This window comes from Buttiauxella noackiae ATCC 51607 (assembly GCF_001654865.1).
GTDB lineage: Bacteria > Pseudomonadota > Gammaproteobacteria > Enterobacterales > Enterobacteriaceae > Buttiauxella > Buttiauxella noackiae.
On record NZ_LXEO01000014.1, the window covers coordinates 83,069 to 104,202 of the forward strand.

At 49.5% G+C, this 21,134-nt stretch carries 22 protein-coding genes; 12 read left to right on the forward strand and 10 right to left on the reverse strand.

Annotation, left to right across the window (positions count from 1 at the left end; translation table 11 throughout):
* The 4 genes from pcaF to pcaC are packed head-to-tail and all read left to right on the forward strand — an operon-like array spanning position 1 to position 3,711.
* The gene (gene pcaF / locus M979_RS05635; protein ID WP_064554057.1) at positions 1-1,203 is read left to right on the forward strand and encodes a 3-oxoadipyl-CoA thiolase; all 1,203 of its coding nucleotides are present in this window, start codon (positions 1-3) and stop codon (positions 1,201-1,203) included.
* Between the two features lie 9 nt (positions 1,204-1,212).
* Positions 1,213-2,568, forward strand: a complete 1,356-nt coding sequence (locus tag M979_RS05640; protein WP_064554058.1) for a 3-carboxy-cis,cis-muconate cycloisomerase — start codon at positions 1,213-1,215, stop codon at positions 2,566-2,568.
* Complete coding sequence (gene pcaD, locus M979_RS05645; protein ID WP_064554059.1) at positions 2,565-3,323, forward strand: 3-oxoadipate enol-lactonase; 759 nt, start codon at positions 2,565-2,567, stop codon at positions 3,321-3,323. The genes M979_RS05640 and pcaD overlap by 4 nt, the downstream gene beginning before the upstream one ends.
* A 1-nt stretch (position 3,324) precedes the next feature.
* On the forward strand, positions 3,325-3,711 hold the full coding sequence (gene pcaC / locus M979_RS05650; protein ID WP_064554060.1) for a 4-carboxymuconolactone decarboxylase: 387 nt from the start codon (positions 3,325-3,327) through the stop codon (positions 3,709-3,711).
* 85 nt (positions 3,712-3,796) lie between these two features.
* Here pcaC and pcaQ read toward each other — a convergent pair whose 3' ends face one another.
* The 3 genes from pcaQ to pcaH form a co-directional block, all read right to left on the reverse strand.
* The gene (gene pcaQ / locus M979_RS05655) at positions 3,797-4,720 is read right to left on the reverse strand and encodes a pca operon transcription factor PcaQ (protein ID WP_034455736.1); all 924 of its coding nucleotides are present in this window, start codon (positions 4,718-4,720) and stop codon (positions 3,797-3,799) included.
* Between the two features lie 362 nt (positions 4,721-5,082).
* The gene (gene pcaG, locus M979_RS05660) at positions 5,083-5,703 is read right to left on the reverse strand and encodes a protocatechuate 3,4-dioxygenase subunit alpha (protein WP_064554061.1); all 621 of its coding nucleotides are present in this window, start codon (positions 5,701-5,703) and stop codon (positions 5,083-5,085) included.
* Positions 5,703-6,440: a protocatechuate 3,4-dioxygenase subunit beta gene (pcaH, locus tag M979_RS05665; RefSeq protein WP_034455734.1), complete on the reverse strand. Its 738-nt coding sequence runs from the start codon at positions 6,438-6,440 to the stop codon at positions 5,703-5,705. Before pcaH ends, pcaG begins: the two co-directional genes overlap by 1 nt.
* A gap of 254 nt (positions 6,441-6,694) precedes the next feature.
* Here pcaH and hglS point away from each other — a divergent pair, with 254 nt between their 5' ends.
* Positions 6,695-8,038, forward strand: coding sequence for a 2-oxoadipate dioxygenase/decarboxylase HglS (hglS, locus tag M979_RS05670; protein ID WP_064554062.1), 1,344 nt, complete (start codon positions 6,695-6,697; stop codon positions 8,036-8,038).
* Between the two features lie 73 nt (positions 8,039-8,111).
* Here hglS and ompC read toward each other — a convergent pair whose 3' ends face one another.
* On the reverse strand, positions 8,112-9,242 hold the full coding sequence (gene ompC, locus M979_RS05675) for a porin OmpC (RefSeq protein ID WP_034455732.1): 1,131 nt from the start codon (positions 9,240-9,242) through the stop codon (positions 8,112-8,114).
* Between the two features lie 429 nt (positions 9,243-9,671).
* Positions 9,672-10,532: a LysR substrate-binding domain-containing protein gene (locus tag M979_RS05680; protein WP_064554063.1), complete on the reverse strand. Its 861-nt coding sequence runs from the start codon at positions 10,530-10,532 to the stop codon at positions 9,672-9,674.
* Positions 10,533-10,652: 120 nt separating this feature from the next.
* Between M979_RS05680 and M979_RS05685 the strand changes: the two genes are divergently transcribed.
* From M979_RS05685 to M979_RS05695, 3 genes are all read left to right on the forward strand, one after another.
* The gene (locus M979_RS05685) at positions 10,653-11,822 is read left to right on the forward strand and encodes a pyridoxal phosphate-dependent aminotransferase (protein WP_064554064.1); all 1,170 of its coding nucleotides are present in this window, start codon (positions 10,653-10,655) and stop codon (positions 11,820-11,822) included.
* A gap of 12 nt (positions 11,823-11,834) precedes the next feature.
* The gene (locus tag M979_RS05690; RefSeq protein WP_034455729.1) at positions 11,835-12,611 is read left to right on the forward strand and encodes a transporter substrate-binding domain-containing protein; all 777 of its coding nucleotides are present in this window, start codon (positions 11,835-11,837) and stop codon (positions 12,609-12,611) included.
* A gap of 231 nt (positions 12,612-12,842) precedes the next feature.
* A complete protein-coding gene (locus tag M979_RS05695) occupies positions 12,843-14,498 on the forward strand; it encodes a glucan biosynthesis protein D (protein ID WP_034455728.1) in 1,656 nt (551 codons plus the stop codon).
* An 87-nt stretch (positions 14,499-14,585) separates the two neighbouring features.
* On the opposite strand, the gene M979_RS05700 is transcribed toward M979_RS05695, so the two are convergent.
* The 3 genes from M979_RS05700 to hpxO form a co-directional block, all read right to left on the reverse strand.
* On the reverse strand, positions 14,586-14,948 hold the full coding sequence (locus M979_RS05700; protein ID WP_034455727.1) for a type II toxin-antitoxin system HicB family antitoxin: 363 nt from the start codon (positions 14,946-14,948) through the stop codon (positions 14,586-14,588).
* A complete protein-coding gene (locus M979_RS05705) occupies positions 14,945-15,220 on the reverse strand; it encodes a type II toxin-antitoxin system HicA family toxin (protein WP_064554065.1) in 276 nt (91 codons plus the stop codon). Before M979_RS05705 ends, M979_RS05700 begins: the two co-directional genes overlap by 4 nt.
* A 115-nt stretch (positions 15,221-15,335) precedes the next feature.
* On the reverse strand, positions 15,336-16,493 hold the full coding sequence (gene hpxO, locus M979_RS05710; protein ID WP_064554066.1) for an FAD-dependent urate hydroxylase HpxO: 1,158 nt from the start codon (positions 16,491-16,493) through the stop codon (positions 15,336-15,338).
* A gap of 176 nt (positions 16,494-16,669) precedes the next feature.
* On the opposite strand from hpxO, the gene rimL reads away from it, so the two are divergent.
* Entirely contained in the window at positions 16,670-17,224 is a 555-nt protein-coding gene (gene rimL / locus M979_RS05715) for a 50S ribosomal protein L7/L12-serine acetyltransferase (protein WP_064554067.1), read from the forward strand.
* 11 nt (positions 17,225-17,235) lie between these two features.
* Here the strand turns inward: rimL and ydcK are convergent, their stop codons facing one another.
* Positions 17,236-18,165, reverse strand: coding sequence for a YdcK family protein (gene ydcK, locus M979_RS05720; RefSeq protein WP_064554068.1), 930 nt, complete (start codon positions 18,163-18,165; stop codon positions 17,236-17,238).
* A gap of 114 nt (positions 18,166-18,279) precedes the next feature.
* Here ydcK and tehA point away from each other — a divergent pair, with 114 nt between their 5' ends.
* Positions 18,280-19,269, forward strand: coding sequence for a dicarboxylate transporter/tellurite-resistance protein TehA (gene tehA / locus M979_RS05725; protein WP_064554069.1), 990 nt, complete (start codon positions 18,280-18,282; stop codon positions 19,267-19,269).
* On the forward strand, positions 19,270-19,857 hold the full coding sequence (gene tehB, locus M979_RS05730) for a tellurite resistance methyltransferase TehB (protein ID WP_064554070.1): 588 nt from the start codon (positions 19,270-19,272) through the stop codon (positions 19,855-19,857). It abuts the gene before it with no gap.
* Here the strand turns inward: tehB and M979_RS05735 are convergent.
* Positions 19,854-20,246 carry a hypothetical protein gene (locus tag M979_RS05735; RefSeq protein ID WP_064554071.1) on the reverse strand — a complete coding sequence of 131 codons (393 nt, stop codon included), beginning with the start codon at positions 20,244-20,246 and terminating at the stop codon, positions 19,854-19,856. The two genes, tehB and M979_RS05735, sit on opposite strands and share 4 nt — an antisense overlap.
* A 198-nt stretch (positions 20,247-20,444) precedes the next feature.
* Here M979_RS05735 and M979_RS05740 point away from each other — a divergent pair, with 198 nt between their 5' ends.
* Positions 20,445-21,107 (forward strand): DUF3313 domain-containing protein, encoded by a 663-nt coding sequence (locus tag M979_RS05740; protein ID WP_064554072.1) that lies wholly within the window; start codon positions 20,445-20,447, stop codon positions 21,105-21,107.
* Positions 21,108-21,134 lie beyond the last annotated feature (27 nt).

Consider the following 21,134-nt stretch of genomic DNA (forward strand, 5'->3'; position numbering starts at 1 on the left):
ATGAATCAAGCATTTATCTGTGATGGAGTGCGTACTCCGTTCGGCCGTTTTGGTGGCACACTGTCCACTGTTCGTAGCGATGATTTAGCCGCACTGCCGCTGAAAGCCCTCATCGCACGCCACCCAAATCTCGACTGGTCGGCGATTGATGATGTGATTTTCGGCTGTGCAAACCAGGCGGGGGAAGATAACCGCAACGTAGCGCGTATGGCGCTGTTGCTGGCTGGAATGCCGGAAACTGTTCCGGGCAGCACCATCAACCGTTTGTGTGGTTCAAGCCTTGATGCGCTGGGGGTTGCGGCAAGGGCTATCAAAAGCGGTGAAACGCAGCTAATGATTGCCGGTGGCGTAGAAAGCATGTCGCGTGCACCGTTTGTGATGGGCAAAGCGGAAAGTGCCTTTAGCCGCAATATGAAAATGGAAGACACCACCATTGGCTGGCGTTTTATCAACCCGCTAATGAAAGCGCAGTATGGTGTTGATGCAATGCCAGAAACGGCAGAAAACGTGGCGACTGACTTTAATATTAACCGTGAGGATCAGGACTCCTTTGCCTTACGTAGTCAGTTACGCACCGCTCGAGCCCAGGAAATGGGTATTTTTAATGATGAGCTCATTCCCGTTTCCATCGCCCAGCGCAAAGGCGAAGCGCTCCTGTTTACCCGCGACGAACATCCGCGTTCTACGTCCATTGAGTCGTTGGCAAAGCTTAAAGGCGTGGTGCGTGCAGAGGGCACCGTTACAGCCGGGAACGCATCGGGTGTTAATGACGGTGCATGCGCTTTGCTGCTCGCCAGCGAACAGGCGCTCAACACTCACGGTTTGCAGCCGCTGGCGCGTGTCGTCGGCGTGGCAACCGCAGGCGTTGCGCCACGGATTATGGGCTTTGGCCCGGCTCCGGCAGTGCGCAAAGTGCTGGCGCAAACTGGGTTAACGCTCGCACAGATGGATGTGATTGAATTAAATGAAGCCTTTGCCGCACAGGCACTGGCGGTGATGCGCGACCTTGGCCTGCCGGATGACGCAGAGCATGTGAATCCTAACGGCGGCGCCATTGCGCTTGGGCATCCGCTTGGAGCATCCGGTGGGCGTCTGGCTATGACTGCCGCGTATCAACTCAAGCGCAGCGGCGGGCGTTACGCGCTTTGTACCATGTGTATTGGTGTTGGTCAGGGGATTGCACTGATTATTGAACGCGTTTAAGGAGCTGGCATGACACTGTTTACCCCAATGTTGCGTGCATCACCGCTAACTGAAATTTTCAGCGATGAAAACACGTTACAAGGGATGTTGGATTTTGAAGCCGCACTGGCACAGGCCTGTGCGCAATGCGGCGTGATCCCGGCGTCGGCGGTAAATGCTATTTCCGGGCAGTGTCAGGCCACAAAACTCAATAGTGAAGCCTTAGCACAAGCGGCGGCAGGCGCTGGAAATCTGGCGATCCCACTGGTGAAACAGCTCACCGCCAACGTAAAACAGCAAGATGAACAGGCCGCGCGTTACGTTCACTGGGGAGCAACCAGTCAGGATGTGATTGATACCGGTCTGGTGCTGCAACTGCGTACTGCATTCGATGCCTCTGAATTGCTGCTCGGCCAGTTGATCGATGTTTTAGCCGCGCAAGTCCAACAAAACCGGCATAGCGTGATGCCTGGCCGCACCTGGATGCAGCACGCATTGCCGATTACTTTTGGTCTTAAACTGGCAGGAACGCTTGATGCACTGTTGCGCTGGCAGCAGCGTTTGTATGAATTAAAACCGCGTGTTTTGGTGCTGCAATTCGGCGGAGCTGCGGGCACGTTGGCATCGCTTAAAGATCAGGGCATTCCTGTGGCGCAAGTGTTGGCAAACATCCTGGCGCTAAATCCGTCCGATACTCCGTGGCATAGCCAGCGCGACAGATTAATTGAGGCTGCCACATGGTTTTCCGGCGTCAGCAGCACACTCGGCAAATTCGCCAACGATTTTTCATTACTGATGCAAACCGAAGTTGCAGAAGTGGGTGAACCGGTTGCTGAAGGGCGTGGTGGCTCATCCACCATGCCCCATAAACGAAATCCGGTGAGTTGTGCCGCTATTCTGACTGCCACCATGCGTATTCCGGGGATGATGGCAACGCTGTACGCCAGCCAGAATCAGCAACATGAAAGGGCGCTCGGCGGCTGGCAGGCGGAATGGGAAACCCTGCCACAGCTTGTGATGCTGACGGGGGGCGTGATGCAAACCACGCTCGAATTGCTGACCGGAATGCAGGTTAACACCGCGAAAATGCGTACGAACCTGGATATCACTCACGGCTTGATTATGGCGGAGTCGGTCACGCTGGCGCTGGCGAAGTTCATCGGAAAACAGGCTGCTCACCATCTGGTGGAGCAACTTTGTCATCGCGCGCTTGATGAAAACCAACCGCTTGCGACGCTACTTGCACAACATCCTGATGTCAGTGCACATCTTTCAACGACACAAATCGAACATTTGCTCGACCCGCAACACGCCATTGGCAGTAATGATCATTTCATCAACCAGGTTCTGGCGCGGGCGACACAACAAACCAGGAGGGTAAAATGAGCCTTTATTATCAACTGGAAGGGCCAGCTGGCGCGCCAGTGGTAGTGCTATCTAATTCATTGGGTACCACGTTTGAAATGTGGCAGCCGCAAATGGCGGCATTGCGCGAAAACTTTCGCGTGTTGCGTTACGACACGCATGGTCACGGGCGTACAACGAAAAACGAGAAAACAACACTGCCACAACTGGCGGAAGATGTTATCAGCGTGATGGACGATGCGGGCGTTAAGCAGGCGCATTTCTGCGGGATTTCAATGGGGGGGTTAACAGGCCTTTGGCTGGCGCGTTTTGCACCAGAGCGTTTTCTTTCGGTCACCGTCGCCAACAGTGCCGCGAAAATTGGCGAACAAAGCGGTTGGCTGGATCGCGCTCGCACTGTTCGCCAAGAAGGGATGTCGGCGATTGCCAAAAGTGCGCCGTCGCGCTGGTTTACTGATGATTTTGTTAAGCACCATCACGAGCAAGTCGATGCGTTATGTGCAACCCTGGCGCAGACCAATACCGAAGGTTATGCCGCCTGTTGTGAAGCACTGGCAGCGGCAGATTTACGTGCAGAAATTGGCAGCATCACATTACCGATGCAGTTTATCGCCGGAGCCAACGACCCGGTTTGTACCTTAGCTGACAGTGAGTTTATGCATCAGCAGGTGCGCAGTTCGCATCTCGTTACGCTCAAGGCTTCACACCTCTCCAGCATTGAAGATGCGCACGGTTTCAACGTCGCGCTGCTTAACTTTATTCAACAGGGCGACTGAGATGAAGGACGAAGAACATTACCAGCAAGGGATGGACGTGCGCCGAGCAGTGCTGGGTGATAAGCATGTCGATCGTACATTGTCGCAACTTACGCCGCTTAATGAGGAGTTCCAGAACTTCATTACGCGCTATGCCTGGGGGGACATCTGGACACGCCCAGGACTTGAACACCACACGCGTAGCATGATAACCATCGCCATGTTGATTGCGCTTAACCGTGAGGCTGAGCTGAAAATGCACCTGCGAGCGGCGTTTAACAACGGCGTGACGCGTGATGAATTAAAAGAGTTGATCATGCATTCGGCGCTGTACTGCGGTTTACCCGCCGCCAACGCCACTATGCATCTTGCACAACAGGTGTTTGATGAGATGGATGCAGCTGGTTAATTAATGTTGGATGACGCTGACGCGTATCCAACCTACGAAAAGGGCGTGGTAGGGTGGATAAGCCGCGGGCGTTATCCACCATTATTCAACCCGGAATCGACTTGCGAATCGAAGCCAGCAGAATTTGTGCACTCGCTGAAAGCGGTGTATCTACGCGAGTCAAAATACCAATCGGCTCACCAGCACCTTGTGTTGCCACCGGCAGCGAGGTCAACGTTCCCTGGCGTAAATCTTCTTTCACCGCGCCAGATGGCACAAACCACACGTAGTTATAATCCACGGTCAACTGGCGAGAAAGAGAGGCGGAAAGCGTTTCGACGCAGCCTGCAGGCATTTTACAGCCCTGGCTTGAAAGCAGCGATTCAGCATTCTGACGTGGAATCGTCCCTTTTGGCGACACCACCACCGGCCACTCCATCACGCGGCTTAGCGTGATGTTTTCATGCAGTAGTGGGTGCCCTGGACGAACCACCAGTTTTAACGATTCCAGAAATAACAGTTCATAGTTAAGCCCGGTCATCAATTCAGGATCGGACATTCGGCCAATGCCTAAATCCAGCTCACCAGATTTTAAACCTGATAGCAGCATGGTGTTATTCATGGTGGCGACTTGCAACGTAACGTCACTTTGCTGCTTGTGAAACTGGCCGATAACCTTTGGTAATATGCCAAGAGCTGCCGTCGGTAACGCACCAACACGGATAACCGTCGTGTTTTGCCCATCTTTTTGATTAAGCGATTGCCCTGCGTGATTGAGCGCATCGAGCACCTTTACCGCGTGCGTCAGAAACTGCTCACCCATCAGCGTCATTTGTGCGCCAAGACGCCCACGCTCAAATAAACGCGTGCCGGTTAGCTGCTCTAATTCATTAAGTGTTTTCGATAATGCAGGCTGGCTAAGATTAAGTGTTTCAGCCGCGCGCCCCAGAGTTCCCTGTTGAGCGACAGCCACGAAAGTATGAAGATGGCGCAAGCGAATGCGCTGACTAAACAAACCGTTTTTTTCCATAACCTGATGTTAAAAACAGACCCGTAGCGCTGACAAGATAAGTTGTTTGATTTTGATAACTTGCTAGCAAAATTTCATTAACATAAATCGATAATTGATAACAATTGGTGAGGGAAGGTTAATTTAAATTGATGATTCGGGTTAGGCGAGGGTTTATTGGAAATGGGTGGGGTTCCAATAAATATAGAGCAATTGTAGGTTTTCCGTTCACACCTAATTTCTGCGTTCGTGGGTATACTTGCTAACGGTGAACGTGTAGGGGGGATTAAGGTAGCCCCCCTACACGTTCACCGTTTCGGTGATTACAGAGATCACTGAACGTTCAGTGAACAGAAAATGCCGGGCCCGCCCCAGGCGAACAACTAAACATCAAAAAACACCGTCTCCTTCTCACCCTGAAGATAAATATCAAACGTATACACCACATCACTGCCACGCTTCTCGCGCTTGCCGATTAGCGTATTACGCCGAACTTCCCACTCGATGAGATTGAGTACCGGGTCGGCTTCATTTGCTGCCTGCTCGTCGGAAAAATACATCCGTGTGTTCAGGCCGATATTAATTCCGCGCGCCACAATCCACAGATTCAGATGCGGGGCCATCACGCGCCCATCTCGTCCAGTGACAGCACCGGGTTTGATGGTCTCAAAACGCCATACGCCGCTGTCAAAATCTGAACAAGTACGTCCCCAGCCCCGGAAATCCTCATCCAGTTGTTTCTCTGCTTGCTGATCCGCAGGATGGTTATAACGCCCGGCGGCGTTGGCTTGCCATACTTCAAGCAACACATCGCGCACCAGAGTACCAGAGCCGTCAAACACGCGTCCTTCAACGATAATGCGCTCGCCATGAGTATGGGAGTTAGTCAGCACATGACTAAAGTTTTTCTCGAAAATGTTAAAACCGGCAGCTTGCGGAGCCAGGCCGATGTGCACATACGGGCCAGCTGTTTGCGATGCGGTTTCCGCTAAATAATCTTTCATTACACGGCTCCTTGAGTGCGGTTTTCAAACAGCGTGGCGCGTTGGCCGCGTAACACCAAATCAAAGCGGTAGGCCAGGCAATCGAGCGGCACAGCTGCGTGCGTGTCCAGTTCGGCAATCAGTGTACGAATGGCGTCGTCGTTATTAATGGTTTTCACAATCGGGCACTGTTTAATCAGTGGATCGCCCTCGAAATACATCTGCGTGATCAAGCGTTGCGCGAATGAGTCACCGGAAAGCGAAAAGTGGATGTGGGAAGGGCGCCAGTCACTGGCCTGGTTACGCCATGGATAGGGGCCTGGCTTGATGGTGCGGAAAAAGTAATAGCCATTTTCATCGGTCAGGACGCGCCCGCAGCCACCAAAATTTGGGTCGATAGGGGCCAGGTATTTGTCTTTTTTGTGGCGGTAACGCCCGCCCGCATTGGCCTGCCACACTTCAACCAGCGTATTTTTCATTGGACGGCCGAATCCGTCGCGAACATAACCATGCACAATAATGCGTTCACCAATAGGCAAGCCGTCTTTGGCGTAATTCATGATCAGATCGTTATCAAGGGGGTCGAGATCTTTTGCACCAAAGATTGGCCCGGTAATCTCAGACAGTGAGTTCTGCAAAGAGATCAGCGCATTGCGTGGTGAGCGTAACACGCTGGTTTTATACCCCGGCGCGAAAGCCGGAGGATGGGAATCGTAGTCGCGATGTACAAGCTCACGAGGTTGCCAAATTTGTGACATAGCCAGCTCCAGTTGTGGGATACAGGAGGCGATGTATTTTAATTTTAACTATCGCCAGTCACAGTCTCGGTTAACGGCATGTTAAATTAAAGTGAATTTAAAGGCTGGTTTATATAACCTTAAGCTATGAAATAATCAGTAAACATTACTTATGATGTATGGCTGTATAGTCGATCACAAAACGAAAATTCTTCGCCCAAAACTCCCGCGCAACATTCTACGCTTTCAGCAATATTCACTGGAGATACGACATCATGGCGAACAACATCACGGCTGATGATATTCGGGAAAAATTTTCGCACGCAATGTCGGCGATGTACCAGCAAGAGGTGCCTCAGTACGGAACCTTGTTAGAGTTAGTCGCCGATGTAAATCTGGCGGTGTTGGAAAATAACCCCGATCTGCAACAGCAATTAGAAAATGCCGATGAACTGGCGCGCCTGAATGTAGAGCGCCATGGCGCAATACGAGTGGGTAAAGCGGAAGAGTTGGCGACCTTACGGCGCGTTTTTGCGGTAATGGGGATGTATCCAGTCGGCTATTACGACCTTTCGCAAGCGGGCGTCCCGGTGCATTCCACCGCGTTTCGTCCGATTGATGATGCGGCGCTGGCGCGTAATCCGTTCCGTATTTTTACCTCGTTGCTGCGCCTTGAGCTAATCGACGATGCGCAACTGCGTAAAACTGCGGCAGCTATTCTCGCAGAACGCGATATTTTCACCCCTCGTTGTCGAGCGTTGCTGGATATTTACGATCAGCAGGGAGCTTTTAACGAAGAGCAGGCCGACGAGTTTGTGAGTCAGGCGCTGGAAACGTTCCGTTGGCATAGTCATGCCACGGTCGATGCGCAAACTTACCAGGCGTTTCACCAGCAGCATCGTCTGATTGCCGATGTGGTCTGTTTCCGTGGTTGCCATATCAACCACCTGACACCACGGACGCTGGATATCGACCGCGTTCAGGCGTTGATGCCTGAATATGGCATCGCGCCAAAAGCGATAATCGAAGGCCCGCCACGGCGTAATTTCCCTATTCTTTTGCGTCAGACCAGCTTTAAAGCGTTGGAAGAACCGATTATTTTTGCCGGCGTCCATCACGGCACGCATACTGCCCGCTTCGGGGAAATCGAGCAGCGCGGTGTGGCGTTAACGCCAAAAGGGCGTGCGTTATACGATGAGTTGCTAAATGAAGCCGGTAATGGGCAGGATAATTTCAGCCATCAGCAGCATTTGCAGGAAGTTTTCAGCCGCTTGCCTGACAGTGAAACGCTTATGCGTTGCCAGGATCTGGCTTATTTCCGCTATCGTTTAACACCAGTGGGTGAAATGCACCGTCAGGCGATTAAACCCGGTGATGACCCGCAGTCATTGATCGAACGAGGTTGGCTGGTGGCGCAGCCGATTATTTATGAAGATTTTCTTCCAGTAAGTGCTGCGGGAATTTTCCAGTCGAATCTGGGGAGTGAAAGTGGGGCACGAAGCCATGGTCACTCAAGCCGCCAGGCATTTGAACAAGCACTCGGTGCGCCGGTAGCAAATGAGTTTGAGTTGTACCAACAGGCATCTGACCGCAGTAAACGGCGTTGCGGATTGTTGTAAAACTATTTAAATAATTTGGATAGCTAATAATATGCCCGCAAATTAAATGCGGGCCTGTTAATTCAGACTCTAATCAGAACTGGTAAACCAGACCTAAAGCAACGATATCATCGGTAGAGATGCCGTTGTCTTTATAGAAGCTGTCATTTTCGTCCAGCAGGTTGATTTTATAATCAACATAGGTGGACATATTTTTATTGAAGTAATAGGTCGCGCCAATATCTGCATATTTGACCAGGTCTTTATCACCGGTCACGGAGCTATTATTTGTTGCGGTAAGGTCTTTGCCTTTAGACATCAGGAAAGAAACAGCAGGACGAAGACCGAAGTCGAACTGATATTGTGCAGTGACTTCAAAGTTCTGAGTTTTATTTGCCACACCGTTGCTATCGCCATATGACGTCATATTACGGGTTTCAGAATACATGGTCGCCAGATAGATGTTATTAGCATCGTATTTCAGGCCCGCAGTCCAGGCGTCCGCTTTGTCTCCCTGCGCATTAGTCTGGGTTTGTTGATCATTACTACGGTCAGATGAGGCGTAAGCTGCGCCTGCGCTGAAGCCCATGCCCAGATCGTAAGTGGTTGATAAACCCCAGCCGTCGCCATTTTCGTTGCGAACGTCGTTATCATCGTTACGATTTGCGGTTCCTTCCTGGGTATTGGTGGAGTTTTCATTCGCCCCCTGGTACTGAGCGGCGATATTCAGGCCGTCAACCAGGCCGAAGAAATCGGTATTACGGTAAGTTGCCACGCCGTTGGCACGGTTGGTCATGAAGTTATCAGCCTGGCTGTAGGAGTCACCGCCGAATTCTGGCAGCATATCTGTCCAGCCTTCAACGTCATACAGCACACCGTAGTTGCGGCCGTAATCAAATGAACCGTAGTCACCGAATTTCAGACCAGCGAAAGCAAGACGAGTCCATGACTGGTCACCGCTGCTTTCCGTGTTATTTGCCTGAACGTTATATTCCCACTGTCCATAACCGGTCAGCATATCGTTGATCTGAGTTTCACCTTTGAAACCCAGACGCACATAAGTTTGATCGCCATCTTTATTGGCATCGTCAGAGAAATAGTGCAGGCCATCAACTTTACCGTACAGGTCAAGCTTGTTGCCATCCTTGTTATAAACTTCTGCCGCATGAAGAGAACCCGCAGCCAATAATGCCGGGATTAGAATTGCCAATGTTTTTCTAAACATGAGAACACCCTCTGATGAGTATATTATTATCCATTAATTGTTCACTAATCGTACGAGACGACAAGTGAGTCAATCCTACTCATTAAGTTCAGTTATGCTCACAGGATAAATGTAACCAAAATGGATGTTATAATTCAAAAGGATACAATAGAAATGAGCATTCGTTTCATGAATATATTCGCTTCAATCATTCTTAATTTGCATTTTAACTCACCTTAATTAATTGATAGCGTGAAGAGGTTCGTTATATGCCAATAGCGTCCGTTATATGCCAATACTGTTAATCATTTAATTTAATCTGTCTTTTTTTATCATTAGAAATGCCTTTAGCCTGGATTTATCCAGGATTTTTTTTACCCGTTATAAAATATTTCGTGATCTGTATCTCTTATTTGACGGTTACATTTGGGGGTGGGGAAGAATGTGATCTTACTCGCTTAAAGTCAGCAAACTCTCCTTAAAAGCCTCAAGTGCAGGACTTTCCTCGCTGCCAGATCGCAAAGCCAATCGGTAACTGGCTCCCGTTTTTACCTCGTTGGTAAACGGCTGAACCAGGCGCCCGCGGCGTAAATCTTCGGCCACCAGCGTGGCATCGGCAATCGCAATGCCAAACCCCTGAATCGCGGCACTGATCGCTAAATCCATGGTATCGAAGTGTTGATTTTTATTCATGGCAGGCGCGATGGCGGTATTTTGCGCGAGCCAGAGTGTCCAGTCGGTGCGATCGGGCGTTGGGTGCAAAAAGGTGAAACGACTTAGATCTTGTGTGGTTAATACACCTTCCGGCAACAGGTGCTGGCTCAAGACCGGCGTAAGTCGCTCCTCAAACAGCAACACGCCACTACTACCTTGTTGACCAAAAATAATCGCTGCATCAAAAGGTTCGTTTTTGAAATTCACGCCGTGTTCCACGGTCGTGGTTAATGCAACCTGAATCTCGGGCGATACACTTTCCAGTTGTACAAGTTTCGGCACCAGCCAGCGCATGGCGCAGGTCGGGGCTTTCAGGCGGATAACGCTGGACTTGTGGCAGGCATTGCTTGCCACATTGAGTAAGTGTTCAAAAGCGTGTTGTAACTCCGGGAGCAGGGCAGAACCTTGCGGGGTGAGATGCAAGCCACGGGCATGGCGGTCAAACAACGCATAGCCAAGCCACTCTTCGAGCGTCGAGATTTTACGACTGACAGCACCTTGTGTCAGACAGAGTTCTTTTGCCGCGCGAGTCAGATTCAGATGTTTGGCCGTTACCAGGAAAGCATCAACAGTATTAAGGGGGAAGTTGCGCCGCATTCGATTGCTCTCCGCTGAGCTATGAGTTTTTTGCATGGCTATTATGACAACAATTCGGTTGTAGTAGCAACCTGTTGCATATTGAATAGTTATGCAAATCGCGTTTTAACAGGAGAGGCCATGACTATGCGAACCCCGGTGCAATTTCGTTCAAAATTACCGGATGTTGGAACCACTATTTTTACCGTTATTGGTCAACTCTCGGCGCAACATAACGCCATTAACCTTTCTCAGGGCGCACCAAACTTTTCACCTGACCCGAAGCTGATTGCCGGTGTCACTAAAGCGATGCAGGATAACCATAACCAATACGCATCGATGACGGGTTTCGGGCCGTTAAAAACCCTGATTGCAGAAAAAGTTGCCGCGCTGTACGGCTCAACGTATGACGTTGATGACGAAATCTTAATAACGGCCAGTGCCAGCGAAGGGCTTTACTCTGCCATCAGTGGGTTAGTGCATCCTGGCGATGAAGTGATTTACTTCGAACCTTCTTTTGATAGCTACGCGCCTATTGTTCGCCTGCAAGGTGCAACACCAGTAGCGTTGAAACTGGCGTTGCCAGATTTCACCGTCAATTGGGATGAAGTGCGCGCGGCAATTACCCCTCGTACCCGTATGATCATCGTTAACACACCTCACAACCCAAGTGGGCAAGTGTTTAGCGCGCATGATCTGGAACTGCTGGCCGAGCTGACGCGTAATACCGACATCATTATTTTGTCCGATGAAGTCTACGAACACATCGTGTTTGATGGCGAGCGTCATCACGGTATGGCAACACATCCGGCGCTGGCTGAACGCAGCGTTATCGTTTCGTCATTCGGTAAAACCTTCCACGTTACCGGTTGGCGGGTAGGCTACTGCCTGGCTCCGGCAGAATTGATGACTGAAATCTGCAAAGTGCATCAGTTTTTAATGTTCTCAGCCGATACCCCTATGCAATATGCCTTTGCTGAATATATGGCGAACCCAGATACTTATCTTTCACTGGCGGCGTTTTACCAACGCAAACGCGATTTAATGCAGACCTTGTTGGCTGAGTCTCCGTTTAAATTGCTGCCAAGTGCCGGGTCTTTCTTCCTGCTGGCGAAGTTCGATCATTTCACCGATGAATCAGATAGCGAATTAGTAAAACGTTTAATTACTCAATACGGCGTGGCGACCATTCCGCTCTCCGCGTTTTATACCGACGGGACAGACAACAAATTGATTCGTTTGTCATTTGCTAAAGATGAAGCTACGTTACGTGCGGGTGCTCAGGCACTTTGCCAGGTTAAGCCACGCTGATACGAGGTCATAATGAAAAAAGTTTATGCGTTAAGTTTGTTGGTTGGGATGTGTGCGTCATTCTCGGCATTCGCAGCAACCGAACTGCGCTACGGCGTGGAAGCTGAGTATCCGCCGTTTGAAAGCCGTAACTCTGCGGGCGAACTGGAAGGGTTTGATATCGATTTAGGCAACGCGATTTGTAAAGCGGCAAGCCTGAAATGTTCATGGGTAGAAACGTCGTTTGATGCGCTGATTCCAGGGCTGATGGCGAAGAAATTCGATGCGATTAACTCCGCAATGAATATCACCGAGCAGCGCCGCAAAAGCATCGATTTTACCCAGCCAATTTACCGTATTCCATCACAACTGGTCGGCAAAGCCGACAGCGGTATGGAAGCAACACCTGCCGGGTTGAAAGGCAAAACTATCGGGGTGTTGCAAGGTTCCATTCAGGAAACTTATGCGAAAGAGCACTGGGAAAAAGAGGGCGTAACAGTGGTTTCTTATAAAGACCAAAATATGGCGTGGGGCGATTTGCTCAATGGCCGTATCGATGCGTCTTTGGTGATGTCAGCAGCAGGCCAGGCAGGCTTCCTGAGCAAGCCGCAGGGTAAAGGTTTTGGCTTTATCGGCAAGCCGGTGAGCGACGATACAATTCTGGGTAGCGGTATTGGCTACGGGCTGCGTAAAGGCGATGAAGCAACCAAAAAACAGCTTGATGCCGCTATTGATAAAGTGCGTGCTGATGGCACGATTACCGCACTTGCCAGAAAGTATTTCCCTGGTATCGATGTAGCCGTCAAATAACTGTTCTCCAGGTCGGATTAGCGTAGCGACATCCGACCCTGCCTGTGTAAATGGTGGATGGCGCATTCGCTTATCCACCCTACAAACTCCATCCTACAAATTTTGCGTAAAGGTCTGTGTCTCTGATTGGTTTTTCAGTGATTTTTGTCTAGAGTGTGCGGTCTAGATTTTGCCGTTGTTCTGCCTCTCGTGGGACGAAACACATCGACAATGAAGGACAATTTTTCAGGCATGAACCGCAGACGTTTTATCAAAGCCTCAATGGCTCTCGCCGCAGTCAGCGGCACAACTTCAATTGCCACGCTCTTCTCACGTGCGGCTTACGCTGCAGAGTCTGAAATTGCCGATGGTCGCACCACCGCATTCGATTTTTCTGTGCTCCAGTCAATGGCCCATGACTTGTCGAAGAAACCATGGGTTGGCAAACCGCGTCCGTTGCCGGACACACTGGCAAACTTAACTCCACAGGCTTACAACGCGATTCAGTATGATGCTGAACACTCGCTGTGGAATAACATTGAAAACCGCCAACTTGACGTGCAGTTCTTCCACGTTGGTATGGGTTTCCGCCGTCGTGTACGCATGTTCTCCGTTGATTCAGCCAGCCATCAGGCACGTGAAATCCACTTCCGCCCTGAGCTGTTTAACTACAACGATGCAGGTGTTGATACCAAACAACTCGAAGGTCAGATTGATCTTGGCTTTGCCGGGTTTAAAGCCTTTAAAGCCCCCGAACTGGCACGCCGCGACGTGGTTTCGTTCCTGGGTGCCAGCTATTTCCGTGCGGTAGATAACACCTACCAATACGGGCTTTCTGCCCGTGGCCTGGCGGTTAACACCTATACCGATCAGTTGGAAGAGTTCCCGGACTTTACCTCTTTCTGGTTTGAAACCGCGAAAGCGGGTGACACGAAGTTTGTGGTCTACGCGCTGCTTGATAGCGCAAGCGTCACCGGGGCATACAAATTTACAATCAGTTGTGAAGCTGAGCGTGTGGTGATGGATGTCGATAACCACCTGTATGCTCGTGAAGATATTAAGCAATTGGGCATCGCACCGATGACCAGTATGTTTGCCTGCGGCACCAACGAACGCCGTATGTGCGACACTATTCACCCACAAATTCATGACTCCGACCGTCTGGCGATGTGGCGTGGAAACGGTGAGTGGGTAACGCGTCCGCTTAATAATCCACAGAAATTACAGTTCAACGCCTATACCGATAACAACCCAAAAGGTTTTGGTCTGCTGCAACTCGACCACGAGTTTGCTAACTATCAGGACATCATGGGTTGGTATAACAAGCGCCCAAGCCTGTGGGTTGAGCCACTGAACAAATGGGGCAAAGGCACTATTGGGCTGATGGAGATCCCGACTACGGGTGAAACGCTCGATAACATCGTCTGCTTCTGGCAGCCGGAAAAACCGGTGAAAGCTGGTGATGAGCTGGAGTTTAAATACCGTTTGTACTGGAGTGGATTGCCGCCGATTCAGTCGCCACTGGCGCGTGTTTACGCAACCCGTACCGGTATGGGCAGCTTCCCGGAAGGTTGGGCTCCTGGCGAGCATTTCCCTGAAAAATGGTCACGCCGTTTCGCCATTGATTTTATCGGTGGAGATTTGAAGGCTGCGGCACCGAAAGGTATCGAACCGGTTATCACGCTCTCTAACGGTGAAGCCAGGCAGATTGAGATTTTGTATGTCGAGCCATTTGATGGCTACCGTATCCTGTTTGACTGGTATCCAACAGACGACTCTACCGATCCGGTAGATATGCGAATGTTCCTGCGCTGCCAGGGTGATGCCATCAGTGAAACCTGGCTGTATCATTACTTCCCGCCAGCACCGGATAAACGCAAATACGTTGATGACCGCGTAATGAAATAGACCTGAAGGCCCCGCAAATGCGGGGTTTTTTTTGCGCTATAAACGGTGGGTTAGTTCTACCCCATCCGACAAAAGCCGTTCTGTCGGCTACTTCAACTTCATCTGCTTGCTGAGCATTTCAACAATATAGCTATTTACCGACATGCGTTTTTCGGCGGCGGCAATCGCTAAACGCTCACCGAAAGACTCCGGGTAGCGCAGAGTAAAAGTTTTTATCTTCTCTTCGCGCTCATAGGGTTCAATCCCGCGTGATCTGCAATCAGCAAGATACTCATTTAGCGAAATCTCACCTTCCTGCATTAGCCCTTTGGCACTGTCTGCAACAAAATCACAGTAACCTGAAAGGCCTAAAAATTTACCGCGAAACAGGTTAATTTCAGGAATCCAGGTGATCAGCGCTGGTTGGCCGCAAATTACCATAGTGTTTGGAATTGAGTGTGAATCCGTCATGGTGTTACTCCAATACTTTCAAACCATTCTAGTAAATTGACGATGGCACCTTTGTCTGTATCAGGGGACGGGTGGGGACGGTGAAAGCGCGCAATACTACCGTTCAATAAAAAGCGTACTCGCGATCCGTTGCCACTACTGACCTCGCCACCTAACGCTACTATCAGCATTTCCACATCCTGCCATTTGATATTGCTCGCCGTGGGTTTACTAAAAACTTGCTTTAACGTGCCCTGGTGTTTATTTCGCAGAGTGTCCTTGCCATATCCCATGAATCCTTCCGTGATATCAAATTATGAAGTCATGCTAGCATATAAAAAAATGACGTCAATTTCTGACGTCATTTCTGGAACATCCTTCAGGATTTGAATGAAAGATTGTGCAACGTTACTCGAGCGGCCCACCGAGAATGGTTTCGCGCATTCCGGAAAGCACCCGTTCACCAGTTTCAACTTTCAGTTCTTCATACCAGCTATGCGTGATGGCCATATCTTTACCATGGGTCACATCGCAGCGTTTGCGCGCCTTGAGCACCAGATCTTTTACGCGGTACGCGCGTTTCCCCTGATAGCGCAGCAATGCATCCTCCACGCCAAGAGAGTTAGTTTGCAGCGCGACAGCTAATACAACGGCGTCTTCCATGGCAGCGCACCCGCCCTGGCCGATGTCCGGCGTTGTGCTGTGGCCGGCGTCACCAAGCAGTGCAACACGACCACGAACTAATTGCATAAATGGCTCTATATCATGAATTTCTATGCGATTTGTGGTGTCAGGGTTAATGGTGGAAATCAGTTTTTGCACCGGTTCTGCCCAGCCAGCAAAGTAACGGGTTAAATCGGCTTTTACTGTGCTGCGATCCTCCGGCAGTCCTTTTTCTAATGGCACATCAAAGAAGAAGTAAAAACGATTTCCCGCGACAGGCATCAGCGAAACTCGTTTGCCTTCTCCGACGAAAGTCGTCCACTGGTTGCCTGGTGCAATAGTTTCATCAATTTCGACCAGACCATTCCAGTTAACGTAACCGGCATAACGGCGCTCTGTCTGGTGGCCGAGCACATAGGGGCGAATCACCGAATGGGTGCCATCAGCGGCGATTAACACATCGCCAACGGCGACGTGGCCATCGTCAAAATATGCCCGCACGCCACCGTCAAACTCTTCGATACGCGCCACGCGCTTGCCAAACTGAATATCGGCACGCCCATAATTATCAATCAGCATGTCTTGCAGTTCAGCGCGCGCGACCGGATAGGGGCGCTCGCCAACACTTTGAATTAAAGGATCGAGACTAAAGCGCGTCATGGTTTGGCCGTGGACAAATTCTTTATAGGCCATAAATTCCATCGGCCCACCCAATTGCTGAAGCTGTTCTTTCATGCCGAGCCAGTTGAGGCACTTCACGCCATTTGGCCAAATCGAAATCGCCGCACCAACCGGTTTGATTTCTTTGACCGCTTCATAGACTTCCGTTGTAATGCCACATCTTTTCAGGGCAATTGCCGCCGAGAGTCCACCAATGCCGCCGCCAATTATGATCGCTTTCATCTGAGTCTCCTTTGGGTTACAAAGATGTTAAGCAATATCTATACCAGCATGTGAAGCAGCCCGGCAGCGGTTCGAGGCGAGCGTGAAACTGATTTGTGCATTGGTGGGGATTGTCTGTGGTGCAATCTATTTTTCTGCACCATTATTTTCCACAGATAAAAAGAAGGAGAGGGTGCGTGCGCGATTCTGATAACTGGCAAGACGACGTGATTAATATTGATGACCACATAACGCTTCATTCAATCAATGAACGTTATGTGGATGAGATTTTTGCTTTGGTGCAAAAGAACAAAGCCTGGTTACAAACAGCGATGGACTGGCCGCGGTTCGTGTTGTCAGTTGAGGACTCGCGCAAAATGGCGCAGGGCAACTATATCCTCCATCATCGTGGTTACGCGAAAATGTTCCTGATTTTCCAGGATAAAAAAATGGTGGGGGTGTTCTCTTTTAACCAGATAGAGCCGACCAATAAAACCGCCTATATCGGTTACTGGTTGGATAAGGATGCTCTGGGGGCGGGGATTATTTCGCGAGCGTTAGACACGGTCATTCATAAGTACGCTCGTGAAGGGTTGGTCCGCCGCTTTGTGATCAAGTGTATTGTCAGTAATGTCGCCAGTAATCAGGTGGCCTTGCGTAATGGTTTCGTGCTTGAAGGGCGCCTGAAACAAGCTGAGTTTTTAAATGGCGAGTTTCACGATCAGAACATTTATGCGCGGATAATTGGTTAACCCAACACTTCTTAAAACACGCCATAAAACGGTGAGCGAGTCACACGCTGCTCGCCGTTAATATCCTTAATGCCACGAATATGAATGAGCTCTCCGTCCAGGCCATCAATCGCCGCTTTATCGTAGATCTGCACATTATTCTCTATCAGAACATTGCCGGTGACGCGCGCCTGGCCGTAAATCTGCACCTGGTTATCTAATTGGATAGGGCCGCCAATGAGTGTTGCATCATCGAAGATATGCACATTGTGTTTTAGCAAACAATCGCCCTCAATAAGCGCATTGCCATAGACCTGCGAAGAGTAGCGGATAGTTGGGATCTGGTCCTCACCGCGCCCTGCTATAATCCGCGCATTATCAAAAACTCGAGCGCAGTCGCAGACCCAGATATTGTTCTCGTCATTGCCTTCAAGAATTGCCTGCCCGAATACTTCAGCGCGGTGTTCAATAAAGGCGTTATTCACCACCGCGTTCCCAAAGATCTGTGCCTGATGAACCACGCGGGATGCGTTTACCGTAGCGTTGCCATAAATTTGCAGCACTTTATCGTTGTCGGCGGTCAGTCCACGAACCGCAATCACCTGGCTGCCGTTAACAATGCGCGCGGCATCGTAAATACGGCATTCACCGCTAACCAGTGATTCTTTAACGATGCTTCTTCCGCTGATATGTGCCTTGTGGCAGAGGGTAGAATTACCATGAATTTGTGCATCATCATTAACACTTGAACCACCGTATACCTTGCACTCGCTGCCATAAATCCAGCAGTTCCCATGTTGGCTAAGGTTATCTTCGTTTTCAATCCAACCGCCCAGTTGCCCGGTTTTGATGTTACTGAAATCGCATAGGGCTATGACTTGCCAGAGTTTTACCTCCTGTTTTTTTCCATCGACCAGATAATCATGAAGCTGCCAATCGCCCGTTAACTGATACTTGTTCATCATTTTCGCCTTAGTGTTCTTTCTGTTTAAAACTTAGCAGGTAAATCCTCAGATGGCGTTCTTCGGTGCAATCACATAAAATGCATCTCAAATACATTTTAAGTTTTAAACGAAATGAATAAATCAGTAACGCGAACCATGCTTAATCTGCCAGCTGGGTACTTCGGTATGGTACTCGGGACCATCGGAATGGGTTTTGCCTGGCGCTATGCTGCCACGATTTGGCCAGTATCACCGGTGATTGGTGAAGCATTTGAGATCCTGGCGATTGTTATCTGGCTCGCTCTGGCGCTGGCTTTTATCGTGCGCCTGGTGAAATTCCCGCAAACGGTTATCGACGAGGTTCGACATCCGTTAAAGGGCAGTTTTGTGAGCCTTTTCCCTGCGACAACGATGTTAGTTTCCATCGCCATAGTACCGTTTATTCGACCGCTTGCCGTGGGCATGTTTGTTTTTGGTGCGACAGTGCAGTTAGCGTACGCCGCCTGGCAGAGTGCCGGGTTATGGCGTGGCAGCCACCCGCATACCGATACCACACCAGGGCTATATTTGCCGACTGTTGCCAATAATTTTATTAGCGCGATGGCCTGCGGCGCACTTGGCTTCCACGACCTCGGTATTTTGTTTTTCGGTGCGGGCGTATTTTCCTGGTTAAGCCTGGAACCGGCGATTTTGCATCGGTTACGCAGCGCTGGTGAGCTCCCGGAATCCACAAGAAGTTCACTTGGTATCCAACTCGCACCTGCTCTGGTTGCCTGCAATGCTTATTTAAGTGTTAACGGTGGGCAACCTGATTTCTTTGCCAAAATGCTGTTTGGCTACGGGCTGCTGCAATTACTGTTTATGTTGCGCCTGATGCCCTGGTATTTGATGCAGCCCTTCAATGCCTCGTTCTGGAGCTTCTCGTTCGGTATCTCAGCACTTGCAGCCACGGCGCTTCATCTGGGCATGGGAAGTAACGACGGGCTTTTTACTGCGCTTGCGGTACCGCTTTTTATCTTCACTAATTTCATTATTGGCCTGCTGCTGGTGCGCACAGTAATCCTGCTTTATCAGGGTAAATTACTGCTGCGTGCCGAACGGCCTGCAACAAGGAAAAACTAAATGCTTTCTGAAAATCATTACACCGAGAAATATGGCTTAACGGCAACCCATTCTGATGTGGTGAATGCGGCGACGATAGTACCGCCGGGTAAAACGTTGGATCTTGGCTGCGGTAGTGGGCGCAACAGCCTGTATCTGAATCAAAAAGGTTTTGATGTTACCGCCTGGGATAAAAACCAGATGAGCATCAGTAATGTGAACAGAATTATTGAGGCGGAAGGGCTAAAAAATATCACCACCGATGTTGTTGACCTCAACACATTAACTTTTGATGGCGAATACGATTTTATTCTTTCGACAGTGGTGATGATGTTTTTAGAACGCAACACGATCCCCGGTCTTATCGCTAATATGCAGCGCTGCACCAACTTGGGCGGCTATAACCTGATTGTTGCAGCGATGGATACCGAAGATTTCCCTTGCACCGTCGGTTTCCCATTTGCCTTTACAGAAGGTGAGTTGCGTAATTATTACGCCGGTTGGGAATTGATTAAATACAATGAAGACGTCGGCCAGTTACATAAAACCGACGCTGAAGGTAACCGTATTAAATTGCGCTTCGCGACTATACTGGCACGTAAAATTTAAGCAGCAGGCCAGGCGCGGTTTTGCAACACCACGCGGTAACCATCGTTATCGACAAACGTGCGCCCGGCGATATCCCAGTACGGATTAAAACTGTTAATGGTTAAAAAGCCTGCATTCAGCATTTGCTGGCAGGTTTTTTGCCATTGAATGTTATCTGGATAGTACAACACTAACAGGTCATCAACCGTTGCGGCAGGTTCTACCGGGTGGCGGTGGCAAATAGTAAACTCCAGATGCCAGCTTAAATCATCACGCCCCAGCATCACTCCGCTAAAACCATCGTGTTCGCTAAAATTCCCGAGTTCCTGCAAATCTAATCCCTGGCAATACATCTCTTTGCTTTGAGCAAGATCGGTCACCGGACGAGCAATACGCAGATGCGGAATCATAATCACTCCATATTTTTTATGTATGCAAGGTTATCTTATATACGAAAAACTATATGATTTGAGCTAAATAATAAGCATGTTAAGAAGAAATTTCGCGCATGTTATCTGAGTTTTGAAAAATAGCATTTATAACTTCATGCGTATTCCAATTTTTTTGCTATAACTGAAAGGCTTACATGCAATTTACAGGGATAAAATATGCGCACTTCTTTATGTGTTAAAGCCGCCTGTCTAACAGGCTTATTAGCCTTGGCCGGCTGTTCCTCGTCTGTAACCGCTCCAGAGAAATATTCCGGTTTTTTAAAAAATTATTCCGGTCTTCAGGAAACAAAATCACCATCTGGAAAAACCATTTTACGTTGGGTTGATCCAGGATTTAAAAGCAGCAACTACGACAAGCTTATCTACAATCCGTTGACGTACTATCCGGTGCCGAAACCGACTACCCAACTGGGTGCTCAGACACTGGATAAAATTCTTGTGTACGCTAATCAACAGTTGAAAGCGAGTGCCGAGAAGCGTATCCAACTGGTCAGCAAGCCTGGTCCGCGTACTTTGATTTTCCATGGTGCAATTACGGGCGTAGACAGCAGCAAACAAGGTTTGCAGTTCTATGAAGTGATTCCAGTGGCAATGATTGTTGCGGGTACTGAAGCGGCAACCGGCCACCGTACGATGGAAACAAATCTTTATTTTGAAGGGGAACTTGTTGACTCCTCAACTAACAAAGTCGTGATGAAAGTCGTTCGTAAAGGTGAAGGTAAAACGGTAAGTAATGAAAATACACCGATTACCGTAGATTCGTTGAAATCAGTGATTGATGACATGGCGACAGACGCATCCATGTTTGAAGTCAAATAACACGCTATTACACAGAAAAAGGGAGCT